The 24,167-nt window shown below is 63.9% G+C and carries 16 protein-coding genes; 13 read left to right on the top strand and 3 right to left on the bottom strand.

Translation table 11 applies throughout. The annotated features are described in order from the left end of the window. Positions 1 to 24 precede the first annotated feature (24 nt). On the top strand, positions 25 to 1,590 hold the full coding sequence (locus AB0P14_RS15500) for a glycosyltransferase 87 family protein (RefSeq protein ID WP_363844161.1): 1,566 nt from the start codon (positions 25 to 27) through the stop codon (positions 1,588 to 1,590). Next, positions 1,587 to 3,041, top strand: coding sequence for an NAD(P)/FAD-dependent oxidoreductase (locus AB0P14_RS15495; RefSeq protein ID WP_363844158.1), 1,455 nt, complete (start codon positions 1,587 to 1,589; stop codon positions 3,039 to 3,041). The genes AB0P14_RS15500 and AB0P14_RS15495 overlap by 4 nt, the downstream gene beginning before the upstream one ends. A gap of 77 nt (positions 3,042 to 3,118) precedes the next feature. Here the strand turns inward: AB0P14_RS15495 and AB0P14_RS15490 are convergent, their stop codons facing one another. The 3 genes from AB0P14_RS15490 to AB0P14_RS15480 all read right to left on the bottom strand — a co-directional run bounded on the left by AB0P14_RS15490 (position 3,119) and on the right by AB0P14_RS15480 (position 5,638). Then, on the bottom strand, positions 3,119 to 3,508 hold the full coding sequence (locus AB0P14_RS15490; RefSeq protein WP_363844155.1) for an META domain-containing protein: 390 nt from the start codon (positions 3,506 to 3,508) through the stop codon (positions 3,119 to 3,121). A 175-nt stretch (positions 3,509 to 3,683) separates the two neighbouring features. After that, complete coding sequence (locus tag AB0P14_RS15485; protein WP_363844152.1) at positions 3,684 to 4,385, bottom strand: ABC transporter ATP-binding protein; 702 nt, start codon at positions 4,383 to 4,385, stop codon at positions 3,684 to 3,686. 122 nt (positions 4,386 to 4,507) lie between these two features. Next, the gene (locus tag AB0P14_RS15480) at positions 4,508 to 5,638 is read right to left on the bottom strand and encodes an FtsX-like permease family protein (RefSeq protein ID WP_363844305.1); all 1,131 of its coding nucleotides are present in this window, start codon (positions 5,636 to 5,638) and stop codon (positions 4,508 to 4,510) included. Positions 5,639 to 5,836: 198 nt separating this feature from the next. Between AB0P14_RS15480 and AB0P14_RS15475 the strand changes: the two genes are divergently transcribed. The 11 genes from AB0P14_RS15475 (at position 5,837) to AB0P14_RS15425 (ending at position 24,084) form a co-directional block, all read left to right on the top strand. Continuing rightward, positions 5,837 to 7,129, top strand: a complete 1,293-nt coding sequence (locus tag AB0P14_RS15475) for a sensor histidine kinase (RefSeq protein ID WP_363844149.1) — start codon at positions 5,837 to 5,839, stop codon at positions 7,127 to 7,129. Further along, positions 7,122 to 7,772, top strand: coding sequence for a response regulator transcription factor (locus AB0P14_RS15470; RefSeq protein ID WP_209679162.1), 651 nt, complete (start codon positions 7,122 to 7,124; stop codon positions 7,770 to 7,772). The genes AB0P14_RS15475 and AB0P14_RS15470 overlap by 8 nt, the downstream gene beginning before the upstream one ends. Before the next feature lie 169 nt (positions 7,773 to 7,941). Then, the gene (locus tag AB0P14_RS15465; RefSeq protein WP_363844145.1) at positions 7,942 to 9,276 is read left to right on the top strand and encodes a C40 family peptidase; all 1,335 of its coding nucleotides are present in this window, start codon (positions 7,942 to 7,944) and stop codon (positions 9,274 to 9,276) included. 282 nt (positions 9,277 to 9,558) lie between these two features. Beyond that, a complete protein-coding gene (locus AB0P14_RS15460) occupies positions 9,559 to 12,267 on the top strand; it encodes a carbohydrate binding domain-containing protein (protein WP_363844142.1) in 2,709 nt (902 codons plus the stop codon). A 22-nt stretch (positions 12,268 to 12,289) separates the two neighbouring features. Continuing rightward, on the top strand, positions 12,290 to 12,700 hold the full coding sequence (locus AB0P14_RS15455) for a hypothetical protein (protein ID WP_363844139.1): 411 nt from the start codon (positions 12,290 to 12,292) through the stop codon (positions 12,698 to 12,700). 266 nt (positions 12,701 to 12,966) lie between these two features. Next, positions 12,967 to 16,293 carry a SpaA isopeptide-forming pilin-related protein gene (locus AB0P14_RS15450; RefSeq protein WP_363844136.1) on the top strand — a complete coding sequence of 1,109 codons (3,327 nt, stop codon included), beginning with the start codon at positions 12,967 to 12,969 and terminating at the stop codon, positions 16,291 to 16,293. 70 nt (positions 16,294 to 16,363) lie between these two features. Further along, complete coding sequence (locus tag AB0P14_RS15445) at positions 16,364 to 17,902, top strand: SpaH/EbpB family LPXTG-anchored major pilin (RefSeq protein WP_363844133.1); 1,539 nt, start codon at positions 16,364 to 16,366, stop codon at positions 17,900 to 17,902. Between the two features lie 117 nt (positions 17,903 to 18,019). Then, positions 18,020 to 19,006: a class C sortase gene (locus AB0P14_RS15440; RefSeq protein ID WP_363844130.1), complete on the top strand. Its 987-nt coding sequence runs from the start codon at positions 18,020 to 18,022 to the stop codon at positions 19,004 to 19,006. A gap of 118 nt (positions 19,007 to 19,124) precedes the next feature. Beyond that, the gene (locus tag AB0P14_RS15435; protein WP_363844127.1) at positions 19,125 to 19,559 is read left to right on the top strand and encodes a hypothetical protein; all 435 of its coding nucleotides are present in this window, start codon (positions 19,125 to 19,127) and stop codon (positions 19,557 to 19,559) included. Continuing rightward, on the top strand, positions 19,517 to 21,085 hold the full coding sequence (locus AB0P14_RS15430) for a TIM-barrel domain-containing protein (RefSeq protein WP_363844124.1): 1,569 nt from the start codon (positions 19,517 to 19,519) through the stop codon (positions 21,083 to 21,085). Before AB0P14_RS15435 ends, AB0P14_RS15430 begins: the two co-directional genes overlap by 43 nt. Next, positions 20,971 to 24,084 carry an NPCBM/NEW2 domain-containing protein gene (locus tag AB0P14_RS15425; RefSeq protein WP_363844302.1) on the top strand — a complete coding sequence of 1,038 codons (3,114 nt, stop codon included), beginning with the start codon at positions 20,971 to 20,973 and terminating at the stop codon, positions 24,082 to 24,084. The genes AB0P14_RS15430 and AB0P14_RS15425 overlap by 115 nt, the downstream gene beginning before the upstream one ends. The last annotated feature ends 83 nt before the right edge of the window (positions 24,085 to 24,167 follow it).

The raw sequence follows: 24,167 nt of genomic DNA, 5'->3' as shown, positions 1-24,167 counted from the left end.
GTCTGAACGGGTAGGCTCGTAGCCATGCGGCAATCACAGGCCACGGGGACTCAAACCCGCCATTCAATTGTTGTGCCTTCACGCACTGACGATTTGCTGCGTGGCTTGACCGAAGCTGTTGGCGGCCCACTGGGCAAATACACGTCCCCCGGCGCTACCAACTCGGGCTTCTTCACGGTGGAGCGCGTGCTGATCCTGATGGCCGCGGTCTCGGCGCTAATCGCCGTCATGAGCAAGTCGCATTGCCGCACCGTCGGCTGGAGCACCCCGGACCAGCAATCCACGATGTGCTGGTCCGTTTTTCCCAACTCCTTTGTGGATGACAAGCTCGGGACCTTGGCGCCCTTCTTCTCCCAAGGATCGCCCTTTGATCACACTGTCGCGGCTGGGTGGATGGCCTGGATTACGGCGTGGATGACTGGCAGCGCTGGCGATGGGGCGTTGCGCCAATTGGCGTTCTTTGACCTGAATGCCGCACTCATTGCCGTTGCCTGGATTGCCACTGTTGTGGTGGTTGCTCGAACCGCAGGCCGCAGGGTCTGGGATGCTGCGATCGTGGCCGCCAGTCCTGTCTTGATATTGATGGCCTATGTCAGCTGGGATTTCTGGGCTGCTGCCTTGGTCGGAGCAGGTATTTACCTCTTTGCGCGCAAGCAGATCCTCTGGGCTGGAGCTTTCCTGGGTGTGGCCGCGCAAGCGGCCCCGTATCCCATCTTCATTGCACTGGCCTTGGTCTTCCTGGGCATCAGAACAGGGCACGTTGCCAAGATGCTGCACATGGTTGCTGTGGCAGTGATCGCTTGGCTGCTGGTGCTGGCTCCGATCATGGCAGGAAATCCTGAAGCATACGGCCACTACCTGAGGTCATTGTGGGCAGCGGAGCCCACAGAATCATCCATTTACGGCGGAATTAACTTGCTTGCCGGTCGCATGGGATGGCCGTCCCTTGACCTAGCTGCAACAAATACCATCGCCGGCATACTTTTGGTGGTGCTGGTGGTTGGGCTGGTGACCTTGGCCATTTTTGCGCCCCAAACACCGCGGGTATCCCAGCTGGCATTTGTCGCGGCAGCTGGATTCATGGTGCTGAACAAGGGGGCCGAACCGTGGCATGCCGTGTGGCTGATTCCTTTGCTTGCCCTGGCCATGCCCCGATGGCGTCCTGTGCTCCTGTGGCAGGCAGCAATAATCACGCACTTTATTGCCCTGATGCTTTTCCGTAGCAAGGTGCTTGGAGATATCAGTAACCAGCACGCAATTGACACTCCCTATTTCCTTATCGCAGCCATGATTGGGGCAGTGGCAACGTGGATCATGGTGGGGCTGGTTGTCAGGGACATTTTTGCGCCGGAGTATGACGTGGTGCGCCGTGGTGGGGTGGAGGATCCCCAAGGTGGAGTTTTGGCAGCAGCACGCGATGAGTCCACCGCAGTACTTGAGGCCTCGCTGAAGGCTCTGCCGGAGGCTGCACTGGAGACGGGCGTCGAGACCGGGGCCGATACCGGGCCCGGGACAGGGGCCGGGACAGGGGCCGAGCCTCGCGTGCCAACAAGTTTCCCAACACACAGTATAGAAAGGTCCGGACAGTGAGCGATGTCGCCGTAGTAGGGGCTGGTCCCAACGGCTTGGCTGCCGCCGTGACTATGGCGCGTGCCGGGCTGTCGGTGCAGCTTTTCGAAGCCGCCGACGCCCCAGGCGGCGGGACCCGGACCACAGAACGGACACTGCCCGGCTTTCTCCATGACGTGTGTGCTGCAGTTCATCCGATGGCTCTTGCTTCTCCCTTCTTCCGCGCCTTTGAACTGGAACGGCGGATAGAGCTGTTGGTGCCGGAGGTTTCCTATGGGCACCCGCTCGACGGCGGCCGGGCCGGGATTGCCTACCGCAGCCTAGAGCGCACGGTAGAAGATTTGGGAGTTGACGGTCCAGCGTGGCGGGCTCTGATGGGACCCTTGTTGCGACGATTAGACGGGGTTACGGACTTTACCCAGGGAAACTTGTTGCGCGTGCCCAAAGACCCGCTTGCAGTGGTTAGCTTTGGGACCCGGGCCTTGCTGCAAGGGACACCCGCTTGGAACATCGGCTTCCGAAGCGACATCGCTCCGGCCATGTTGACCGGTTTGTCCGCGCACGCCATGGGCCGTTTGCCGGCTTTGGCCACCTCGGGTGCAGGGCTGTTGCTGGGAGTGTTGGCACATGCCAGGGGCTGGCCGGTTCCAAGAGGCGGTTCACAGGCGATCGCTCAGGCCATGGTCGATGACGTGGAGGCTCATGGTGGCCGGATAGAGGTGGGGCGGCACATCGATAGTGTGGCCGCTTTGCGGGACGAGACAGGCGCCAAAGCGATCATTTGTACTACGACGCCGCGTGCCCTGGTCAGGATGGCTGGAGCGGAACTGCCTGAAAACTATAGGCGGAAGCTGGAGTCCTTTAAATATGGGGCCGGCGTGTGCAAGGTAGATTTTGCGCTGTCCGGTCCGGTGCCGTGGACGGCCTCCGAGTTGCGAGGTGCTCCCACCCTCCATTTGGGTGGATCCAGGGAAGCCATCGCCTCCGCCGAACGCGAAGTCCTCCAAGGACGCCATCCAAAAAATCCCTACGTCCTCGCCGTGCAGCCGGGCGTCATTGATGACAGCCGTGCACCCCATGGCCAGCACACCTTTTGGGCTTACACACACGTTCCCGCAGGCTCAACACGTGACTGCAGTGAGGACATCATTGCAGCCGTGGAAAAACATGCGCCCGGCTTTGGGGATCTGATCCTTTCCAGCTCGGTCCAAAGCGCCAAGGACGTGGCTGCCTACAATGCCAATTACATTGGCGGCGATATTTCCTCTGGCGCAGTAACCATTCGGCAGTTACTCAAGCGTCCAGTAATCTCCCGGGATCCGTGGCGGACCCCCGTGCCCGGACTGTATTTGGGTTCGGCCTCTACCCCGCCCGGTCCCGCCGTCCACGGCATGGGAGGCTGGCTGGCAGCGAAATCGGCGCTCAAAAACACCTTTGGGCTGCCGGTACCCAAGCTGGGTCTGAATTCTTAAAGAAATGACCCGCTGCGATGATTGCTGAAAGAGCGATCACCGCAGCGGGTCAGACATCTACGTTGAGCCTGCGCAAACTAATTGCGGCGGTCCAAGGTGCCCAGGGTCCGACCGTTGGCGTCCTTCAGGGTCATAACATCACCGGTGAGCTCTGCACCCGCCGTTTTCATGAGCCACTGGTCCACATCTTCGCAAGCCATTTGGGTGCCGCTGAGCTGCGAAAAGGACAACTCACCTTGCACCAAGAACCACTGGCCGGTAATGCGGTTGCAGCCATCGCTACCGCTGACGAAGCCTGCCTGATCGAATTGTTCAGTTTGATCGGATCCGAGCGACAGCTCCAGGTACGGCTTCTTGTCGGTGTTGTAACCATCGCCCCATGTGCCTACGGGTCCGGTTGCGGCACCGCAGGAAGAAATGGTCAAAGCAAGGAGGACGCTGCCGGCAAGGGCTGCAAGGCGTTTCATGATGAAGGTGGCTCCGATCGCGCTGGTATAGACATGCGTTTCCCTTATGTTATTGCATGACCGCGTTTTCCCGGTCTTCGGTGCAGGCAGTGCTGGACACACAGTGCAGGACAGAAGGTGCAGGACAGAAGGTGCGGAACAAACTGCGCGGACCGATAGGGGGCGTTCCAGCGTACTAGGAGACCGCTCCGGCGAGGGATGGTACCGGGGCGGTCAGGACGCCGTCGCGCATGGTAGCTACCCCATCGGTGAGCGGGACGAATTCGGTGTCATGCGTGACCATGACGGTAGCTACGTTGAATTCGTCGGTGACCTGGCGCAGCAGGCGCACGATCGAGTCGCTGCGGGCATGGTCCAAGGCGGCTGTGGGTTCATCCACCAACAGGACTTTGGGCGAGGCCATGAGGGCACGGGCAATGTTGACGCGCTGGCGTTGCCCGCCGGAGAGCTGATGAGGACGCTTCTTGGCGGAGTCGGCGAGACCCACCAGGTCAAGCAGCTCTGCGGCACGGCTTGCCGCCGACTTCACGGACTTGCCCCGTAGGTGTTCGGTGATGGTGAGTTGTTCGGCCGCCGTCAGCGAGGCCAGCAGATTTGGCTGCTGGAAGATGATGCCCACCTTGTCGCGGCGCAATTGCGCCAGTTCCTTCTCATTGAGCCCGGTGGCGTCAACGCCGTCGATCACCACCAGGCCCGACGTCGGCTTGATGAGTGTTGCGGCAACGGCGAGCAGGCTGGACTTGCCGGATCCGGACGGTCCTACGAGGGAGATGAACTGGCCCGGATTCACGGACAGGTTCACGGAGTCCAGAGCAGTCATGGTGCCTTCGCCATCGGGGTATTCAAGGGTCAGGTTGAGCAGATTCAAAGCAGTCATCAGATTGTCCTTAGAAAGTGTTGAGGAAGAAACGGGGTGTGGGTGGGCCGGCAAGTGGGTGGGCCCACGCTTGCCAGGTTCCTATAAATCGCGTCAGCGATTTATAGGCCGGCAAGTGGGGACTAGTTCCCGCCGAGGGCGATCATGGCGTCCACGCGGGTGACCTTGCGGACTGCCAGTGCTGCACCGGCCAGGCCCAGGGCTACGATGCCCACGATCGGCAGCAGCGTTGTAGCCGGGGTGAGTAGGAAGGGGGCTGCCTGCGAGGCGAAGATGCCCCCAATAATCCCCACCAGTCCGCCTAGACCTGCGCCGACCAGAAGTACCAAGGCTGCCTGCGTCAGGGCGTCGCGCAGCAGGTAACTGCCGGAGGCGCCCATGGCCTTCAGCACGGCGATGTCCCGGGTGCGCTGGACGGTCCAGACGGTCAGGAACGCCACGATCACCAGGGCCGAGATGCCGTACAGGAACGCCTGCATCATCATGAGTGAGCCGTTCTCACTCTTGTAGCCGCCCAGGCCGGCGAAGGATCCGCTGCGGGTGGTGCTGATGGTTCCGGCCGCGGCATTGGCGGCGTCGGTGTCCACGGTGGCGCCCTTGTCATAGGTCACGGCAAGCACGGTGGCCAGCTGGTCGGGGTCGCTCAGGTGCGCAATCTTGGTCCAGGTGGGGAGCGTTGTCCAGACAACCGAGCTGTGCGAGTACCACTCGTCCACCACAATCCCGCCAACCGCCAGCTCCGTGCCAGCAATGGTCACGGCGTCGCCGGTCTTGAGGTTGAGTTCCTTGGCCACGCTTTCGCCGATCACCACAGTTGAATCGCTGATGTCCGACGGCGCGATCCCGGCTTCCGCGGCCGTCCCGCCATCCGCGGGGGTGCCGACGCCAAAGACCGCCACGTTGGCGATGCCCTGGCTGTCGCCGGCGCCCTGGAAACGGCTCTGGCTCACGCCCAGCGGCACCACCGAGGAGACGCCCGGCGTGCCTGCCCAGCTGTTGGCCTGTTTCTCCGTGACCTGGCTTTCGGTAAACGAGATCTTGGGGTCGTTCTTGGCCGGCGCGCCAAACACCATCTGGCTGACCGGGGTTCCGGACGCCTCGCCGAGGTCGGCGACGGCGGAGGTGGACTGGTTGCCCAGCCCGGCTGTGAGCCCGGACAGCAGCACCAGCAGCAGGCTGATCAGCGCCACGACGGCGCCCATCAGGGCAAAGCGCCCCTTGGCAAAGCGGATGTCTCGGATCGCGAGGAACATGTACAGCTCTTTTCTGGTGCCGGACCACGAGGATTTGTCCGGGATGATTTGCAAGTACTTCAACCTTCCCGTGGAACTGCAGCCGTTCCATCGCGGCCTTGGATGATCTGCTGGCGGCAGGAGGTTGATCCTGCTATCAACCTTTTGGTTGATGGCGTTTGAGGAATATGTGGGAGGGCGTGGGGATAGGCTTGTGCCATGTCTGCCGTGGATGCACCGCCCGTGACCAGTGGCACGATCCTGCGCTTCCTGCGCGTGAGCCTGCATGTTGGCTTTGCCGTGCTGCTGGGCGTTGGCATGGTGCGGCTGATCCTGGAGCCCGACGGCGGTGCCGGCCGATACTTCTACCTCGCGTTGTCGCTGCTGCTGGCCGCAACCTACCTTGTGGGGACGGTTGCCGAGAAACGCTTCTCCGCGGGGGCCCTGAAGCGCAACCCGCGCCGCTACGCCGTCGTGTGGCTGGCGCTCATCACTGTGATGTGGGCAGTGCTGATGTTTGGCACGGTGGAGTTCTCCTGGCTGGTCTTCCCCCTCTTCTTCCTGCACCTGCACCTGCTGCCGCGCTGGGCGGGCATCACCATGGTGCTGCTCATGACGGCCGGCGTGGTGTTTGCCCAGTGGCACGCGTCGGGCGCCGCGTACCCGCCCATCGCAGTCATTGTGGGGCCGGTCTTCGGCATGGGGTTTTCGGTGGCAACGTCCAAGGCGTACCGGCTCCTGTACCAGGAGGGGGAAAACCAGCGCCAAGCCGCCGACGAGCTCCGCCGCACCCGTGCCGAGCTGGCCGCCACCCAGCACGAATCCGGCGTCCTGGCCGAACGTGCCCGGCTGGCCCGGGAAATCCACGACACCCTGGCCCAGGGCTTCTCCTCCATCATTCTGGTCTCCCGTGCGGCACGGCGTTCACTGGCCTCGGGCGACCTGGAATCCACGGAGGAAAGCCTGGCCATGGTGGAGGCGACGGCGGCGGAGAACCTGGCCGAGGCCCGGAATTTTGTGCGCGGGCTCTCCTCCCCGGCATTGTCGGAGGCATCACTTGTGGAGAGCCTGTCCAGGTTGTGCGCCAAGACCCAGCGGGAGGCGGCCGCGCGTGGCGGAAAGCTTCGGTGCAGCTTCCGGCTCGACGGCGAACCCATTGACCTGCCGCAGCCCTACAAGGTGACGCTGCTGCGCGCCGCCCAGGCGAGCCTCGCCAATGTCTGGCTGCACGCCAAGGCGGACTCCGCCGTCGTCAGCCTGGCGTTTCTGGGCAGCGAGGTGACACTTGACGTGTTCGACGACGGACGCGGCTTTGAGCCGGAAAGGCTCGCCGACACTGTGGCCGGGCGGGCGGATGGGAGCGGCTTTGGGCTGCGGTCGCTGCGTGAGAGGGTGGTTGCGCAGGGCGGGACGCTGACCATTGAGTCGGCCCCGGATGAAGGGACGGTGGTGGCCATCCGGCTGCCGCTGGAAGCTGGCGTGAGTGCAGGGACAGGGAATGTTGATGGGTGAAATTAGGATCCTGCTGGTGGATGACCACCCCGTGGTGCGTGCCGGGCTGCGGGCCATGCTGACCGAGTTTGAGGGCTTCACGGTGGTGGCGGAGGCGCCGGAGGGGGCCGCCGCCGTCAAGGAGGTGCAACGGCTGGCCGTGCTGGGCGAGCCCGTGGACGTGGTGCTCATGGACCTGCAAATGGGTGAGGGCATGGACGGGGTCAGCGCCACCAAGGCGTTGAAGGAGCTGCCAGACGCGCCGCCGGTGCTGATCTTGACCACCTACGACACCGACGCCGATATTTTGGCTGCTGTGGAGGCCGGGGCCAGCGGCTACATGTTGAAGGATGCGCCGCCGGAACAGATCCGCAGCGCGGTGCAGTCGGCCGCGGCGGGGCAGACAGCGCTGGCACCCGAGGTCGCGGCGCGGCTCATGGGACGGATCCGGAATCCCGCACCGGTGCTCTCTGCCCGGGAGGTGGAGCTGCTGGAGTTGCTGTCCACGGGCATGAGCAACAAGGCCATTGCCAAGGAGCTGTTTATTTCCGAAGCCACCGTCAAGACTCACCTGGTGCACATTTACGACAAGCTGGGCGTGGACAACAGGACGGCGGCCATCTCCGTGGCGGTTTCCCGGCGGATCATCCGCAGCGCGGGGTAGCAGCAGCCGGAACTGAGCGATGTTATGGATGACATGCCGTGAAAGATTTTCGCGCAGAAGCATCGCCAGAGGCATCAGGAACAGCTAGGCTCGTCTTACCGCGTGCAAAGAAGCTGGAGGGCCATCTGTGGGGACAAGGCAAGGTGGCGCACACCGGTACCCGTTGAGCATGGCAGTCATCTGCACGGTGCTGGCATCCGGCGGCCTTATTGCGGCAGGTTATTCGGAAACCTCCACGGCGGATGCTGCCGCGTCCCTGAGCCGCAGCAGTCTCACGCGCATGGCCAATAATTTTGACGAGGTGGCCGCGATCGGCTTCGACCCCGTCATGGCTCCGGGATATGGCGTGAAACTTTCCTTTGCAGACATGCTGCTTGAAGCCCGCCGCCCCACTCCCAAGCCGCTCTTTGACCTAACAGACCCCAATGCGAGCACCCCCCACCTGGCTCAGGGCGTCTATGCCATGCGTTCCAAGCTTCCCGAGATCAGCGCGGCGGAAATGTCGCAGGTCCGCCGCGAGATCATGGCGGCCGCCTACCTGGGCCTGGGGCACTCATATGTCTGGGGCGGGACCAGTTTTGACCACGGCTGGGACTGCTCTGGATTTGTACAATGGGCCTATGCCCGGGCCGGCATTTCGCTGCCTCGCACCGAGCAGTGGGCTCCCATGGTGGAGACGAACAACCCGCAGCCCGGCGACCTCGTGGCGCAGAACCCCGACGGTCCCAACCACTGGTCGCACATCGGCATCTACATTGGCAACGGCAAGATGATCAGCGCCCTCAATCCCTCGGTGGGCACCATCCTGCACGCCCCTTCCGATGTCAGCAGCTCGTCCACGTACTTCACCCTTCCCGCCTTTGCCTCCTCCGACGAACTGGCCAGGGCCGAGGCGGCGGCGAAGGCAACGGCAAGCGCATCGGCCAAGCCCGGCGCTTCGGCGAAACCAAGTGCCAGTGCATCTGCCAGTGCCACGACGAAGGAAACCGGGAAGGCAACGGGCACGCCCACGGCGAAGCCAAGCGCGAAGCCGACACCCAAGCCGACCGCAAAGCCGACGGTTCCCGGAACCACGCCGCCGACAACCAAACCGACCACGACTCCGGGGACCACCGCACCGACCACGCCGCCAGCAACCACTCCGGGGACTACAGCGCCGCCCAGCACGCAGCCCACCGCCACCCCGACAACAGCACCAACAACGACTGCGCCAACCCCGACCGCTGCGCCGCCGGCGACAACGGTGGCGCCTCCGCCGCCTACGACTCCAGCCGCCAGCGCACCGCCAACCACGGCGTCGCCATCACCGAGCCCGATCCCGTCGGCAACTCCGAGTCCCACGCCAACAGCGACACCCACACCGACACTGACAGGTGATGCGGATCCCGCCGCTGCCGATCCCACAAGTTCGGCGCCGGCGCAGACCGATGCCGCCGGGACCACCTTGGAATCAGGTTTCGATTCGCCGGCCGCGCAGCCGGCCGAGAGTCCCTCCGCACCTTAGTGCTGCCGAGCCGCAAGGCGCCTGGCCCGCCCCTCGATCCGTCCGTCGCCGGGGCAGCAGGCATGCCATTGGACGGCAAGATCTTTCTTTGCGGATTCCCTGGTGAACTGTGCCAAGAACCTGACCCAATGAGCTCCGAACAGGTTCAAAATGAGTCTCACGTCACATTGGAAGCGTTTGCAGTAATTTGTTGGAAACGCTTGCATTAAATTGGTGGCTTGTGTTGAGTGACAAGAGGCGCGGTGCAGGAGCAGCGCGCTTTTTGATGCAAAGGAGCACAGCATGCACGGAAGTGTGACTACGGAGGCGCAGCGGAGCCTGCGCCGATTATTGGCGGTCCTTGCGGCCGCATCCCTCCTGGTTACGGGGTTGTTCGCCACAGGCGGCGCCTCTCCAGCCCAAGCAGCTGCGGCCGGTCCCAAGGACACGATCGCAGTGCTTTTTTCATACACCTGGAACCAGATCGCCAAAGAATGCGAATCGACGCTGGGCCCTGCAGGATACGGCTATGTCCAGACGTCCCCGCCCCAGGAACATGTGCGCGGCAGCCAGTGGTGGACGTATTACCAGCCGGTCTCGTACAAGCTTGAGACCAGGATGGGCACCGAGGCGGAATTCACCTCGATGGTCCAAAGGTGCAAGGACGCCGGTGTCGGTGTGATCGTGGATGCCGTGATCAACCACATGTCCGGCAAGTCCGAAGGCGGCACGGGCTGGGCAGGGACACCTTTCCAACACTATGACTATCCCGGCCTTTACAGCAGCAGCGACTTCCACAACTGCCGCAAGGACATCACCAACTACCAGGACCGCTATGACGTCCAGAACTGCAACTTGGTCAACCTCTCGGATCTGGATACATCCTCCGACCATGTGCAGCAGACCATCGCCGACTACTTGAACCGCTTTGTCGACATGGGCGTCGCCGGATTCCGCATTGACGCCGTCAAGCACATTGCTGCGCAGGACATGGCGGGGATTTGGAACCGTGTGCGCAAAAAGGACTCACTCTATGTGGTGCAGGAAGTCATCCGCGCCAATGAGCCGGTCCAGCCCGAGGAGTACATCTCCATTGGCGACGTCCACGAGTTCGGCTTTGCCCGCAAGCTCAAGGAGGCCTTCGGCGGATCCCGCATCGACTGGCTGATCTCGGGCGCAGGCATCGGCGGCAGCTGGGAGGGGTTCCTCAAGCAGGAGGACGCAGCCGTTTTTGTTGACAACCACGACACCGAGCGCAACCAGGAAACCCTGTCCTACAAGGACGGCAAGTCCTACGACCTGGCCCAGGCATTCACCCTGGCCTGGCCGTACGGTTCCCCGTCAGTCCACTCCGGATATGCCTTCTCGGACAAGGATGCAGGCCCTGCCCTCGACGGCCAGGGACGCGTCATTGACCCGGCACCCGGACAGAACGGCTGGACTTTCAAGCACGCACAGAACGACATCCAGAATATGGTGGGCTTCCGCGTGGCAACGTACGGCACGGCAGTAGCCAACCAGTGGTCCAGCCCGGACGGCTCCGCAATGGCATTCAGCCGCGGTGACAAGGGCTTTATCGCACTCAACAATGGCAACGGCCAGGTGCAGCGTGAATTCACCACCAGCCTGCCCGACGGCAAGTACTACAACGTGATCACCGCCAAGCGCACCGGCGGCACCTGGAGCGGCGACACAGTCACCGTTGCCGGGGGCAAGTTCACGGCCACAGTGTCTGCCAAGACCGCCCTTGCCCTGCATGCGGGTGCAAAGGTTGAAAGCTGCGTCGACGTCAGTGCACCCAGCACCCCTGCGGCCGTCAGCGCCAAGGTCGACGGCGGTTCGCTTGCGGTTTCGTGGCAGGCGTCAAGCGACGACTGTGGCGTATCCGGCTACGACGTGGTCCGCACAGGCGGAAGCGGCGGGGCGGTCACCAAGACCGTCACGGGCACGACTCTGACAGACAAGACCTTCTCGGCAGCCACCGCATACACGTACACGGTGACGGCCAGGGACGCTTCCGGCAAGTCAAGTGCAGCCTCTGCACCAGCCACCGTCACCACTCCGGAAGCACCGGTCGTGACCGGCACATCGGTGTACTACAAGGCACCGTCCGGATGGTCCAAGGCGTATATGCACTACCGCTCCGGCACCGGCGCATGGACGACGGCACCCGGCACGGAGATGGCGCCGGTGGCCGGACTTGCCGGATGGTTCTCGGCAACGGTTGATGCGGCGGACGGCGCTGCGCTGACCGCCGCCTTCAACAATGGCGGGGGAACATGGGACAACAACGGCGACAAGAACTATGCCATCCCGGCAGGTCCGGAATGGTCCGTGTCGGAGCGCAAGGTCGTGGCCGGAACCCCCGACAAGCCGGTCGTGACGGGCTCCTCGGTGTACTACCAGGCACCCGCCGGCTGGACGAAAGCCTACCTGCACTACCGTGTTGGCACGGCCGCCTGGACCACGGCACCGGGCGTCGAAATGACGCCGGTGGAGGGCATCCCGGGTTGGTTCAAGGCTTCCATCGAGGCTCCTGCCGGCACTGCCACCACCGCTGCATTCAACAATGGTGCAGGTGCCTGGGACAACAACGGCGGCAACAACTACGCCATCCCGACAGGCCCGGCATGGTCGGTGTCGGGCGGTTCCGTCAACGCAGGAGCGCCCCAGAAACCGGTGGCACCCAAGCCGCTGGCGGGGAAGCTGGACCTTTTCTACAAGACGGGCCCCGGCTGGTCGACAGCCAACGCGCACTACCAGGTTGGTGCGGGTGCCTGGACCGCTGCTCCGGGCATTGCCATGGCGGCCGTGTCCAGCTGCGTCTCGGGTAACGGCTGGTACCGCCTGACAATAGACAGCGGAACTGCTGCAAACGTGACAGTGGCATTCAACAACGGCGCAGGGGCATGGGATAACAACGGAGGCAAGAACTACACGTTCACGACCGATGTTGCCGCGGTGTCCGCAGGAAAGGTCACAACCGCCGACCCCTGTGGCGTGATTTCCTGATGCCTCTGCAGCAGGTGCCGCCGTGCTCGAGAGCATCACCGACTGCAAGGCAGTCGGTGAGCACTTTGGGGCGTTGCTGGATGGGATGGAACCCACGATGGAATCGGTCAGCGATGCCAGTGTGTTCTGCGACTGGGCTGCAGCCGACGATGAGGAGACTGTCTTCAGCGTCGAAGTGTGGCCTGCAACAAGTCCCGTTCCCGCCGCGGAGGCAGTTGCTGCTTCAGGCGGCACGGTCCTTGAGGATCCGCGCATTTCGGACGCTGGCGGCATTGTCTATGCAATCGCCCCCAGCAGCGAGGCGCTCGCCCTGACGGTGCTGCTGCCGGAGTACTCCATCTCGGCGACGGCACTCAACTTGGTGTCCGAGGCCGAGCAAAAGCAACAGATGTCCGTCGGCCTGTTTGAAATGACAGGACTGGCAGCCAGCTGAGTTGCCCGGGCCACGCACGGCCCGCGATGCCCGGGCAGGGAATCCCCTGCCCGGGCATCGCCTTGTCGCGGCGATGTCATAAATGGAAGCGTTTCCAAGTATTTTGTGGAAACGCTTGCAAAAATTGGATGGCGTTGTTAGCCTGATTACTAATTGTGTCGGACGGCGCGCCGAAGAACAACGAGGCCGAAAATCTATTGGGGGAACAAATGCCACGGCACCAGCCTGTCCGCACGCCCAGCTTCCGGAAGCAGCAACGTTCACGTGTGCTCCATCAGTGGTTTGCGGGCGTGGGCGCCCTCATGCTCGCAGGAATCCTGGTCGTTGCGCCGGGCATTGCCGGGCAGGAACCCGCGGCGAAGGCCGCCAGCGGAAACTCGGTCTACATCGACGAGCCGCTGCAAGGCGAGGCGCCGCTGACCGGATGGTCGCTGTCCGGTGACGGCAACGTCTCTGACGGCAGCGGACATCAGGCGGGTGCATGGCTTCCGCAACTGAGCACGATATCTGAGAACAACAACGTCAACCACAGCGGCAATACGAACAAATGTGGGTTTGGCACCGGCGCCAACCAGTGGCCGAGGTGCCTGGCGAACAAAAGCCCGGACCGCGACGGCAAGTGGATGACGTTGACGACGGACAACACCAACGCAAACAGTGCCAACAACAACGGCGGTGCACAGGCCGGCACAGCCCTGAACAACACACCCTTTAAATCCGACTTGGGCGTGGTGCTCGAATACGACCAGCGTCTGTACCGCACCAACGACGGCCGCATCGGAGGCTCTCCGGCCATCCAGGGCGGCGGTGACGGCCTGGCCGTCTACCTGGCAGACGCCAACGGCAACAACTACGGCAACAGCGGCATCGACACGTCTGTCGGCGAGGCCGGAGGTTACGGTGCAGGCCTCGGATACTCGGCCGTGTCATACAACGGCGACAAGCTCTGCCCCGCTGCGCAGGGCGTGGCAGGCGGCTACATCGGCGTCGGCTTCGACGTGTACGGCAACTACCAGAAAGCCGAGAACACCAACGCCACCAACACGTTCAACCGCGCGACACGGCCATGGGGCGTGGCGCAGAGCAACCCTGCAGCGTTTGCAGGCCTCTCCGGCGGAGTCACGTCAGCCCGCATCCCCCAGTCCATCGGCCTGCGCGGCTCGGGCGTGCGCTACACCGACACACCTGCGTGCGACCCCGCTGCAACGGGCGGCATGAACAAGGCCTTTGGCCTTCTTGCCACCAATGATGCCCTCGTGACGCAGCCCGGCTACGTCACCGTCTTCCAGCCGAAATGGGACGGCAATGACACTGCCGCCGACTACAAGGCCGGCTACAACGACAAGCAAAGCGGCACGTGGGTGAACCTTCCCCAGAGCGCAATTACCCAGGCCACGGCTGCGCAGTTGCCGGCGGGCCTCGGCGACCCGAAAGGATACGTGAAGCTCACGGTGCCGGCCGCGGCAGCCCCGTTCGACCTCTGGTACACGCGCAAGAATGTAACCGCCGGTGCCGACTTTGTCGGCATCAACGGGGACGCGGCCCTGGGCAATGCGCCCAGCTACACGCCGCTGAAGCGCACGGTTGGCGGTTATCGATGGCTGGCCGGAACAAACAACCTGTCAAGCGCACCGAACCCGACCAGCCCGGCCCTGATCGGTGACAATGCCGCCGCGCGCCAGGGCGCCGTCATTGACAACGCTCAGATGGACTCGACCGGGTACCGCCGCGTGCGGATCACCCTCACACCGAAAGCCGACGGGACACGTTCCGTAAAGGTGTACTGGACCGACAAGTTGAATGTCTCGGATGACAAGTGCTACACCCCGGCCGGTGTGGAAATCACGGGAGTCGGCGCCAACGGTTCCAGCGACAGCTGCATCAGCGGCGGCGGCACGTGGCACCACGGCCAGCCCTATGCCTTCAACGAGCAGTTCTCCTATGACCTCGCGTCCAGCAGCTACCAGGCCGAGTTGCCGCAGGAGTTCAAGCTTGGCTTCTCCGCCTCGACCGGCTGGGCTGTCAACTACCACCAGATCCGCAATGTGCGCGTGACGAGTGTCGTGGACCTTGCTGTCGACAAAACCGTGCAGGCGACGGGAACGGGCAGCACCATTGACGGCAGTGCGTGGGCCGATGAGGCCCAAGTGCGCGCCGGCGAGAAGGTCGCCTACAAGATTGATGCCTGGAACAACGGGATCTCCGACCTTGACGACGAATACCCCGCCAGCCTGGTGGACGGCCTCGACCAGGTGCCGTTCGACGACCTGGCCAACGTGGCGTGGACCGCAACGGCCACGGGTGATGCGAAGGTGTGCACGAGATGGAACACGGCAACCGTGAAGTGCGATGCATACGGCACAACGCTTTCCGGAACCGGAGCGCTCACGGATGCAGCGCCCCTGCGCTGGGCTGCGGCCTCGCGGACCCACGACCCAACGGCAAACATCAACGTCGTGTTCACAGGCACTGTCGGCGCGTCGACAGGCGAAGGCAGCTACCCGAACACCGCAGTCGTGGCCACGAGCCGTGTGGGCGGCCCCCAGGAAGACGACTTCAGCAACAACGAAGACGACGCCCTGATCACGGTCCTCCCGCACATCCCGCAGTGGACGCTTGGCAAGGCCGCTGAGCCGGCATCAGGCAGCCTGGTGGGAGCGGGGGAAACGATCGAATACACGGTCTCGGTTGAAGCCCTCGACCCTGAGCCCATCGGAACCGTTGCGGGTGTTTCAGTGGTCGACAACCTCGCAGAGGTGCTGCAATACGCAGAATTCGAGGCCGGTTCCGTGCTCATCAACGGCGCTGCACCGGCGGCCGGGGTGACCGTCACGGAGCCGGTGCCGGCGAACAACCAAACGCTCACAGTCGCCGGGCTCAACCTGCCTGCCGCAACAACAACGCCCATAACCTACAAGGTGACGGTCAAGGACCCCGCTGCATCGAACGTGTCATTCCGCAACTACGTGCTTGGCGTGCTTGCGGACAACCCGCCGGTGCAATGTGCGGCAGACAGCGAGGCCGACTACCTGGCCAACTGTTCCACCATTCACCACACGCCCAGCCTCCTTCAGGTGCTGAAGGTCGGCGAAGATTCCACCGGCGCCACGATCCCGTTCGAAGGGTCCGAGTGGGCCATCTACCCGGACGACAACGGTGCACCTGCCGCGACGCCGGTGGTGGAGTTTGGCCCGGAGCCCAAGTCGCCGGAAATTGGCACAGGCCTGTTCCAGGCCCAGTTGGCACCCGGCAGCTACTGGCTGGCGGAGACCAAGGCGCTGGACGGCTTCAATCTACTGCCCGGACCCGTGGCATTTACCGTGGCCGCCGACGGCACCGTGACACTGGCCGGAGGAAATACGGGTTCGATTGAGGCGTGTGCCGTGGCGGCGTCCACAGGGCTGTGCCAGCACATACCCGCCGACAACACCACCGTCCCCACCATCGTGGTGCAGGACGTTCCGATTCTTGCCCTGCCAGAAACTGGCGGGTTGGTTCCCCCATGGTTGTTCTATGCCGCTGGGGTCTTGATGGTCGCCCTAACCGGGACCATCGCCGTTGTACTCATCAGGCGACGCCGCGATGACGCATGACCGCCGCAAACCCGCGGCATTCACACCCTTCAAAACTGCACGATCCACACACGGAACAGGAGAACTACCTGTGAATTCCTCATTCACGCGTCGCTGGCGGAATACGCTCGCGATCACCGCCATCGCCGCTCTCACGGCCATTGGCTTCGCCAGCCCGGCGGCCGCCGCCCCGACGATTGACCCAGGTGCGACCGGCAGTCTCACCATCCACAAGCGGGTCAACCCGGTGGGAGTCCTGACCCCGGGCAATGGGCTGGAAGACCCCGCCGCCCCGGGAGGCCCGCTGGCAGGCATCAGCTTTGATCTTCAGTCCATCGGCAACGTTGACCTGATGACGACCGCAGGATGGTCGGCTGCAGGCGCATTTGCAAAGGACCCCAGCACCATCCCGGCCGCGGACCTCGGCACTGCCGTCTCGGGAACCACGACCGAACCCGACGGCAGCTACACGTTTGGCAACCTGGACATTGGCGCCTACCTCGTCACCGAGCGGCTGACGCCTGCCCAGGTCAACAGCGGCATCACCGGCGCTGCACCCTTTGTCGTAACCATCCCGATCACGGATCCGGACAACCTGGACAACTGGGTGTATGACGTCCACGTTTACCCCAAAAACCACCAGACCGAACCCACGAAGACCGTCGATGACGGCCCGGGCTCGACCTACCAGGTCGGCGACCTGATCAACTGGACCATTTCTGCCCAGGTGCCCGCGCAGGCAACAGATGCCTACGCGTTCAAGGACGAACTGGTTGCCAACCTCGAGATCCCGGCGAGCGTCGCAGACAACATTGAGGTAGCCATTGGTGGAACCGCACTTGTGACTGCCGACTACACGTTCAGCTACGACGCGGCGGACGGCAACGTCCTCACCGTGGAGCTCACTGCGGCCGGCCTGGCCAAGCTCAATGCTGTGGCAGGCGGCACCCAGAACATTGCACTGACGATCACCACCAAGGTTGTCTCCTTGCCGGAAAACGGCATCATCGAGAACGAGGGCATCGTCTTCCCGAACTCGGGTTACCCGATCTCGGGACCGGGCGTCGTAACACCGCCGGTCGAGTCAAAGTTCGGTGCGATCAACATCCTGAAAGTGGATGCGGCCGACGGCACGAACTTCCTTGCGGGCGCTGAGTTCAAGGTCTTTAAGAGTGAAGCAGATGCACGGGCGTTTGCGGCTGATCCGGTTTCGAACGCCGCCCTCCCGCTGAAGGCGCAGGAAAACGGCGCCGGCGCCCTGGTTGACACCTTCACGACAGGCACCAACGGTGAAGTGTCGATCTTCGGCTTGCGCGCCTCCAACTGGCAGGACGGTGCCGAGGTGAGCGATCCGGCGGACTTCCAGAACTACTGGCTGCTGGAGACCAAGGCGCCCCAGGGCTACGAGCTTGCGACAGCTCCGTTTGGGCCGATCACGGTAAAGTACGACAACGCTGCTCCGACGGTCCTGCCGTTCGGCGACCTGGACGTGCCAAACGTTGAAAAGACCGAACTGCCGCTGACCGGTGGAACCATTGCCACCGGCATCTTCTTCCTTGCCGGAGCCCTGATCCTCGGCGGCATCTCGCTGCTGGTTATACGCTCACGCAAGCGTGGGGCCATGGCCTAACCACGCACCACCATGGCGGTGGGCGGCGCATCCTGGCGTCGCCCACCGCACAGCTGTCTCTGCCGTGCGCAGGCGTTCCTGCAGCACGCGACTGCAACTAGTACAAGTTGGCACAAAATGAGCATTTTTCTGCAACCCGGCCCGGGACCGGACTCCGAATGGGAAGCTGAACCGGAATCGGACCGAGAGCCGCTCCCGCGCCGCCGCCGTTCCGCGGCGTCCCGCGGGTTCAATGCCCTGCTGGTGTTGGGGGCCCTGGCCGGGGGCATGGTTTTTTCCTACCCGCTTGCGGCTCCATGGATAGCCGATTCAATCCAGGCCGACGCAGTGGTGAAATACGAACAACAGAACTCCGAGATAGAGCCGGCGCTCCGCCAGCGGCTGCTCCAGGCTGCAGTTGACTACAACACGAACCTGCCCAGCGGACCGCTCCGCGACCCATACGTCATCAATGAACGCGGTGAAGCGGTCAACATGGAAGAGGGCCGCGAACAGTACCAGCAACAGCTCGCGATAAATCCCGACGATCCCGCAGCACCCATGGCGCGACTGGTGGTTCCCGGGTTGGGCCTTGACCTGCCCGTCTACCACGGAACCGATGAAGAAACTCTGACGCGCGGGGTCGGGCACTTTTACGGTTCCGGACTGCCCGTGGGTGGTGCAGGAAACCACGCGGTTCTGAGTGCGCACTCCGGATACGTCAACTCGACCCTGTTCGATGACCTGCCGTCAATGAAGCTTGGCGAGACCTTCACCCTGACGGTTCTGGGGGAGGTGTTGACGTACAAGGTCGACAACATTGCAACGGTCCTCCCCAACGAATCTGAGCTGTTGCGCCAGGTGCCCGGCAAGGACTACGTGACACTGTTGACATGCACACCCCGATACGTGAACACGCACCGGCTGCTGGTCCGTGGCGAGCGGATACCGACGATGGACGCCGAGGCGAAAGAGGTGCAAAGCCAGCTGCTCCGCGCGCCTGATCCCGGCCATCCATGGTGGGTCTTGATTGCTTTGGGCCCCGCCACGTTCACACTCCTGCTGCTCATTCGGCCTGCCGCAGGCCGGGGTGGTGTTATGCGTCACATTCGCAGAGGGGGTTGACCTGCGTCACATTCTTAAGTGATTGTTGGTGAGTATTTGATTTATAAATCGATCACGAACCATCGTCATTAGTTGAAAGTGAGTTCGCATGTCACCGCTTCACATGAAGGACCCGGCAATGTCGCCGGCACAACCGCCAGGTCGAGGGTCGATGGGCAGGCGCGCCACCGCGGTGGTCCTTGCCGGATTGCTGGCCGTTGGAACCGTGCCCGCACTCGCACTGTCCGGGGCCGGGCTTGCGCCGGCAGCAGCAGCCGATACCGGCACACCGATTGCAGCATCAAACATCAAGCCCGAAGTGGGTGTGGACGCCAACGGCACCACCCTCGGCGCCATCGGCTCGTTCAGGCAGGCTGACAACGTCGTCACGCTGGCACCGGCCAAGGGCTCCATCCGTGTCACCTTTCTCGACGACGGCAACTTCCGCCTCGAGGCCACCCCCACGGGCACATTCACCGACCCGGCCAACACCCCGGAAACCCCTGCAGACCCGCCCGCACCGCCGACATCGTGGTCGGTGCCGACGAGTTCAAAAAGGGCGCCGTCACGGTAACCGATGCCGGCGGCGTGATCACCATGGCCACAGCCACGGTCAAGCTGGAGGTCAACAAGGCCACCGGCGCCTTCACGCTCAAGCGCGCAGACGGCACCTTGGTGTGGCAGGAATCGTCCGCCCTCAGCTTTGGTTCCGACACCACCACCCAGCACCTGAAGCCCGTTGCCGGGGAGCAGTTCCTGGGCGGCGGCATGCAGAACGGCCGCGTGGTCCACACCGGATCCACGATCAACATCTCCAACAACTTCAACTGGGCCGACGGCGGCCACCCCAACGCCGCGCCCTACTACATGACGAGCGCCGGCTACGGCGTGCTGCGCAACACCTTTGCGCCCGGTTCCTACACGTTCACGGAAAACGAGACCACCACACATCGCGAAAAGCGCTTTGACGCCTACTACTTCGTGGGCGACTACAAGCAGAGCCTGGACGGCTACACCAAGCTGACCGGCCGGCCCAACCTGCCTCCCGTCTACGGCCTGGAGTACGGCGACGCCGACTGCTACAACCGCTCAAGCCCCACCTATTCGTCGTCGGGCTATGGGCAGGGTGACACGCCCAAGCAGGTCACCTTTGACTCCGTGCAGACGGCCAAGGCGTTCAAGGCGAACGACATGCCTGCCGGCTGGATGATCGTCAACGACGGCTACGGCTGTGAATACACGCCGGACCCGGCAGGCTACGACAAGAACGCACCCTACGATCCCGCCAACCCCGACAAGGGACTCGGCGGCACCGTGAAGGCCATCAAGGCCGAGGCAGACTTGAAGACGGGCCTGTGGACGCAGCGCTCCCTGACCGCCCAGGAATCCGAGGTCGGCAACGACGGCATCGCCCTGCGCAAGCTGGACGTGGCCTGGGTTGGCGCCGGCTACCGTCTCGCCCTGACCGGTTGTGAAAGCGCGAAGGACGGCATCGAGACGTACTCCAACGGCCGGGCCAACACCCTCATGGTTGAGGGCTGGGCCGGTTCCCAGCGCTGCGGCGTGCAGTGGACCGGCGACCACTCCGGCAACCTGGACCAGGGCCGCTGGGGTGTTTCTGCACTCGCCGGTGCCACCAACTCCGGCATGGCCTTCACCACCTCCGACGTGGACGGCATTTTCGGCGGCAGCGCCGAAAGCTACGTCCGCGACCTGCAGTGGAAGGCCTTCGCCCCCGAGCTCTACTCCATGAGCGGCTGGGCACCCACCGACAAGCGGCCCTGGCTCTACGGCGAAACCGCCACGGAGATCAACCGCAAGTACCTGCAGATGCGCCAGGAGCTCATGCCCTACATCTACTCGCTGGCGGTTGACGCCAGCAACACCGGCGTGGGCATGATGCGCACCATGCCGCTGGAGTTCCCAACGACCCGCTCTCCTACACCAAGGAAGCCGAGACGCAGTTCTTCCTGGGCCGCGACTACCTGGTCGCACCCATCTCCAACAGCAACCCTGTCCGCAACGGAATCGTGCTCCCGGCAGGGTCACAGTGGGTCGACTACTGGACCGGCACCGTCTACGAAGGCGGCCAGATCCTGAACGGCTACAGCGCCCCCCTGGAGACGCTGCCCATGTTCGTCAGGGCCGGATCCGTGGTGCCGCAGGGCGAGATCGCCCGCAACGCCTCGCTCATCCCGGAAGACTCACCCATCACGGTTGACGTCTACCCCTCAGGCGACTCCTCCTTCACCATGAACGAGGACGACAAGGTCACCCGCGAATACCGCAACGGCGCCACCAGCCGCCAGGCGTTCACCGTCACCGCACCCGCCAAGGACGGCGGCGACGTCGCCGTCACCATTGGCAAGCGCGACGGCGACTACGCCGGCAAGGCTGCCGCCCGCCCCTACAAGCTGGACGTCCACAGCGGCTCGCAGCCGTCGGCCGTGCTGGTCGGGGCCACCATCCTGGACAAGGTCGCCGACGCTGCAGCCTTCGACGCCGCCGAGACGGGCTGGTACTACGACGCCGCCGACGCGGGCGGCACGGTGCATGTGAAGGCCGGGGCTGTTGCCTCCAACGCAACCGCAACGATCACCCTCAAGGGCACGTCCGCCGTGGGCGGCACCGATTCCGACGCCAAGGCCGCACAGGTCGCCGTGAACCTGGAGGAGAAGGTCTTCCAGGGGCAGGCAACCTCGGCATCGGCGTCCTTTACCAACAACGGCAGCAGTGCCAAGACCGCTGTTGTCATCACCCCGGTGGTTCCCGAAGGCTGGACGGTCAGCAACACCAAGGGCGCCACAGTGGCCTCCGTTGCGCCCGGTGCCACGGTCCAGGCAACGTTTGACCTCATCCCCGGCGCCTCCTCGGAGGCCGGCCTGCAGAGCGTCGGCGCCAAGGCCACGTACAAGGACTCCAAGGGCACTGGCCAGGAAGTCTCGGGATCCAACCAGATGTACGTTGCCTACGGTTCATTGGCCGGGGCATTCAACAACATCTCCGTCACCACGGCCAACGGCTCCTTCGCGGACAAGCTGGGCAACTTCGACGGCGGCGGGGCTTCCTTCAGCGCCGACCAGCTCAAGAATGCCCCCCTGCCTGACACGGGAGTCACCCCCGGATCCACCGTCACCGTGGATGCGGGCCTGGCCACCGAGGTCAACTACACCTGGCCGGAGGCCGGCGCGGACAAGAACAACGCTGTCTCGCTGAACGGCCAGACGGTTGCGCTCAGCGGCAGCGGCACGGACCTTGCAGTGCTGGGTTCCTCAGCCGCCGGGGCCGGCGTCAGCCCGGAATTCACCATCACCTACACCGACGGAACCGTCCAGAAGCAGAGCCTGTACTACCCCAACTGGCTCCCGCAGGGCGACACCAAGGGCGCCAAGGTGGCCATCAAGACCATGGGCCGCAACAGCACCGGCCAGGAGAACAACCCCGAGTACACCTCAACCGGGTACCAGATCTACTCCGCCACGCTGCGCCTGCTGCCCGCAAAAAAGCTGGCATCCGTCCAGCTGCCTGTTGCCAACAACGTGAAGATCTTCGACTGGCAGGTAGTGGACTTCCCGCTGCCGACCGCTCCCGACAAGGACACCTACGCCTCCGACCTGGAACCCGTCAGCGCCACCAACGGCTACGGCGTCATCGGCAAGGACGTTGTCAACAAGGATTCAGCTGCCTCCCCGGATGTGCCGCTGACCATCATTGACAAGGCCACGGACCCGGCCAAGCCGGTGACCAGCACCTACTCCAAGGGCCTGGGCGTCCATGCGCCGTCCAACCTGAACTACTACGTGGGCGGCCAGTGCAGCAGCTTCTCCAGCTTTGTTGGCCTGGAGGGCGCGTTCCAGGGCAAGATCATCTTCACCATCCTGGGCGATGGCAAGGTGCTCTACCAGAGCCGCACATTCACCAGCGGATTCGCCCCGGAACACCCCGTGGTGGACCTGACCGGCGTCTCCTATGTTGAGCTGAAGGTTGACCCGATCTCCGAAGGTGCCATCAACGGCGCCCACGGCGTGTGGGGGGACGCGAAGTTCCTCTGCTCCGAGCCCGCACCGGCCGACGAGGCCGCCCCTGTCACCACCGCAACCGTGGAACCTGCAGCACCGGCCCCCTCCGGCTGGTACACCAGCGCACCGGTTGTCACGCTGGCGGCAACGGACAATGTTGGCGTCACCAAGACCGAATACCGGATTGGTGAAGGTCCCTGGACCGCGTACACGGAGGCCGTGGCCCTTCCCGAGGGCGTCAACGCGTTCAGCTACCGCTCAAGCGATGCCGCAGGCAACGTTGAAGAGGCCAAGGAAACCGCCGCGCTGAAGGTTGACACCCAGGTGCCCGCCGTCACGGCAACGGTCGACGCCGATGCCCGCACCATCACGGTGGCGGCCGCGGACTCCGGCTCGGGAATCGACAAGGTGGAGTTCTCCACCGACGGCGGCGCCACCTGGAAGGCCTACACGGCCGTCATCAAGGCAGGGGACGACGGCGTGTCCGTCGCCTACCGGGCCACCGACAAGGCCGGCTTGTCCGCCTCCTCCACGGTTGATGCGGTGGTGGCCCCGGTGGAGACGCCGGAACCGTCCGCGCCCACCATGTCGGCACCGGCCACGGCTGCTGCCGGTTCGGAAATCACCGTCACGGCCAAGAACCTGGCCGCCGGTGAAAGCTACGAACTGTGGATCCACTCGGAGCCGGCCAAGCTGGCAACCGTGAAGGCAGGCGCCGACGGTGCCATTTCGGTGAAGGCAGCCATCCCGGCAGGGTTCGCAGCCGGTGCGCACGAGCTGACACTGGAACAGAACGGCGAAGTTGCCGCACGCACGGCGATCGTGGTCACCGCCGGAACGGTTGACCCCCCGGTCACCGACAAGCCGACGGACCCGTCCACCCCGAAGCCGGGCGACACCGCCGCGCCCAAGCCCACCACCCCGTCGGGCAACGGCGGCAGCAATGCCGGCAACAACGGCAGCAACGGTGACGGCCTGGCCAGCACCGGTGCCAAGGTGCTGCTGCCGGCAGGCATCGCCCTGCTGCTGGTGCTGGGAGGCGGTGTGGCCATGGTTGTCACGCGCCGCCGTCGTGCATAAGCTGCATGGCCAGCCAGGCAGCACACGGTAGACAGTAAAAAAGGAAGGGCCCGTCCGCGCGGACGGGCCCTTCCCCATTGACG

The sequence above is a fragment of the Specibacter sp. NPDC078709 genome (assembly GCF_040686795.1).
Taxonomy (GTDB): Bacteria; Actinomycetota; Actinomycetes; order Actinomycetales; family Micrococcaceae; genus Specibacter.
This window is presented reverse-complemented; position numbering and strand designations above follow the sequence as displayed.

Excerpts from the sequence above, each read along its gene's own strand:
- AB0P14_RS15480 (WP_363844305.1), bottom strand. The coding sequence starts at position 5,638 with ATGTTCCTCGCGATCCGAGACATCCGCTTTGCCAAGGGGCGCTTTGCC.
- AB0P14_RS15440 (WP_363844130.1), top strand. The coding sequence starts at position 18,020 with ATGAGCATTTTTCTGCAACCCGGCCCGGGACCGGACTCCGAATGGGAA.
- AB0P14_RS15470 (WP_209679162.1), top strand. The coding sequence starts at position 7,122 with ATGGGTGAAATTAGGATCCTGCTGGTGGATGACCACCCCGTGGTGCGT.
- AB0P14_RS15490 (WP_363844155.1), bottom strand. The coding sequence starts at position 3,508 with ATGAAACGCCTTGCAGCCCTTGCCGGCAGCGTCCTCCTTGCTTTGACC.
- AB0P14_RS15485 (WP_363844152.1), bottom strand. The coding sequence starts at position 4,385 with ATGACTGCTTTGAATCTGCTCAACCTGACCCTTGAATACCCCGATGGC.
- AB0P14_RS15435 (WP_363844127.1), top strand. The coding sequence starts at position 19,125 with ATGTCGCCGGCACAACCGCCAGGTCGAGGGTCGATGGGCAGGCGCGCC.
- AB0P14_RS15465 (WP_363844145.1), top strand. The coding sequence starts at position 7,942 with ATGGCAGTCATCTGCACGGTGCTGGCATCCGGCGGCCTTATTGCGGCA.
- AB0P14_RS15460 (WP_363844142.1), top strand. The coding sequence starts at position 9,559 with ATGCACGGAAGTGTGACTACGGAGGCGCAGCGGAGCCTGCGCCGATTA.
- AB0P14_RS15500 (WP_363844161.1), top strand. The coding sequence starts at position 25 with ATGCGGCAATCACAGGCCACGGGGACTCAAACCCGCCATTCAATTGTT.
- AB0P14_RS15475 (WP_363844149.1), top strand. The coding sequence starts at position 5,837 with ATGTCTGCCGTGGATGCACCGCCCGTGACCAGTGGCACGATCCTGCGC.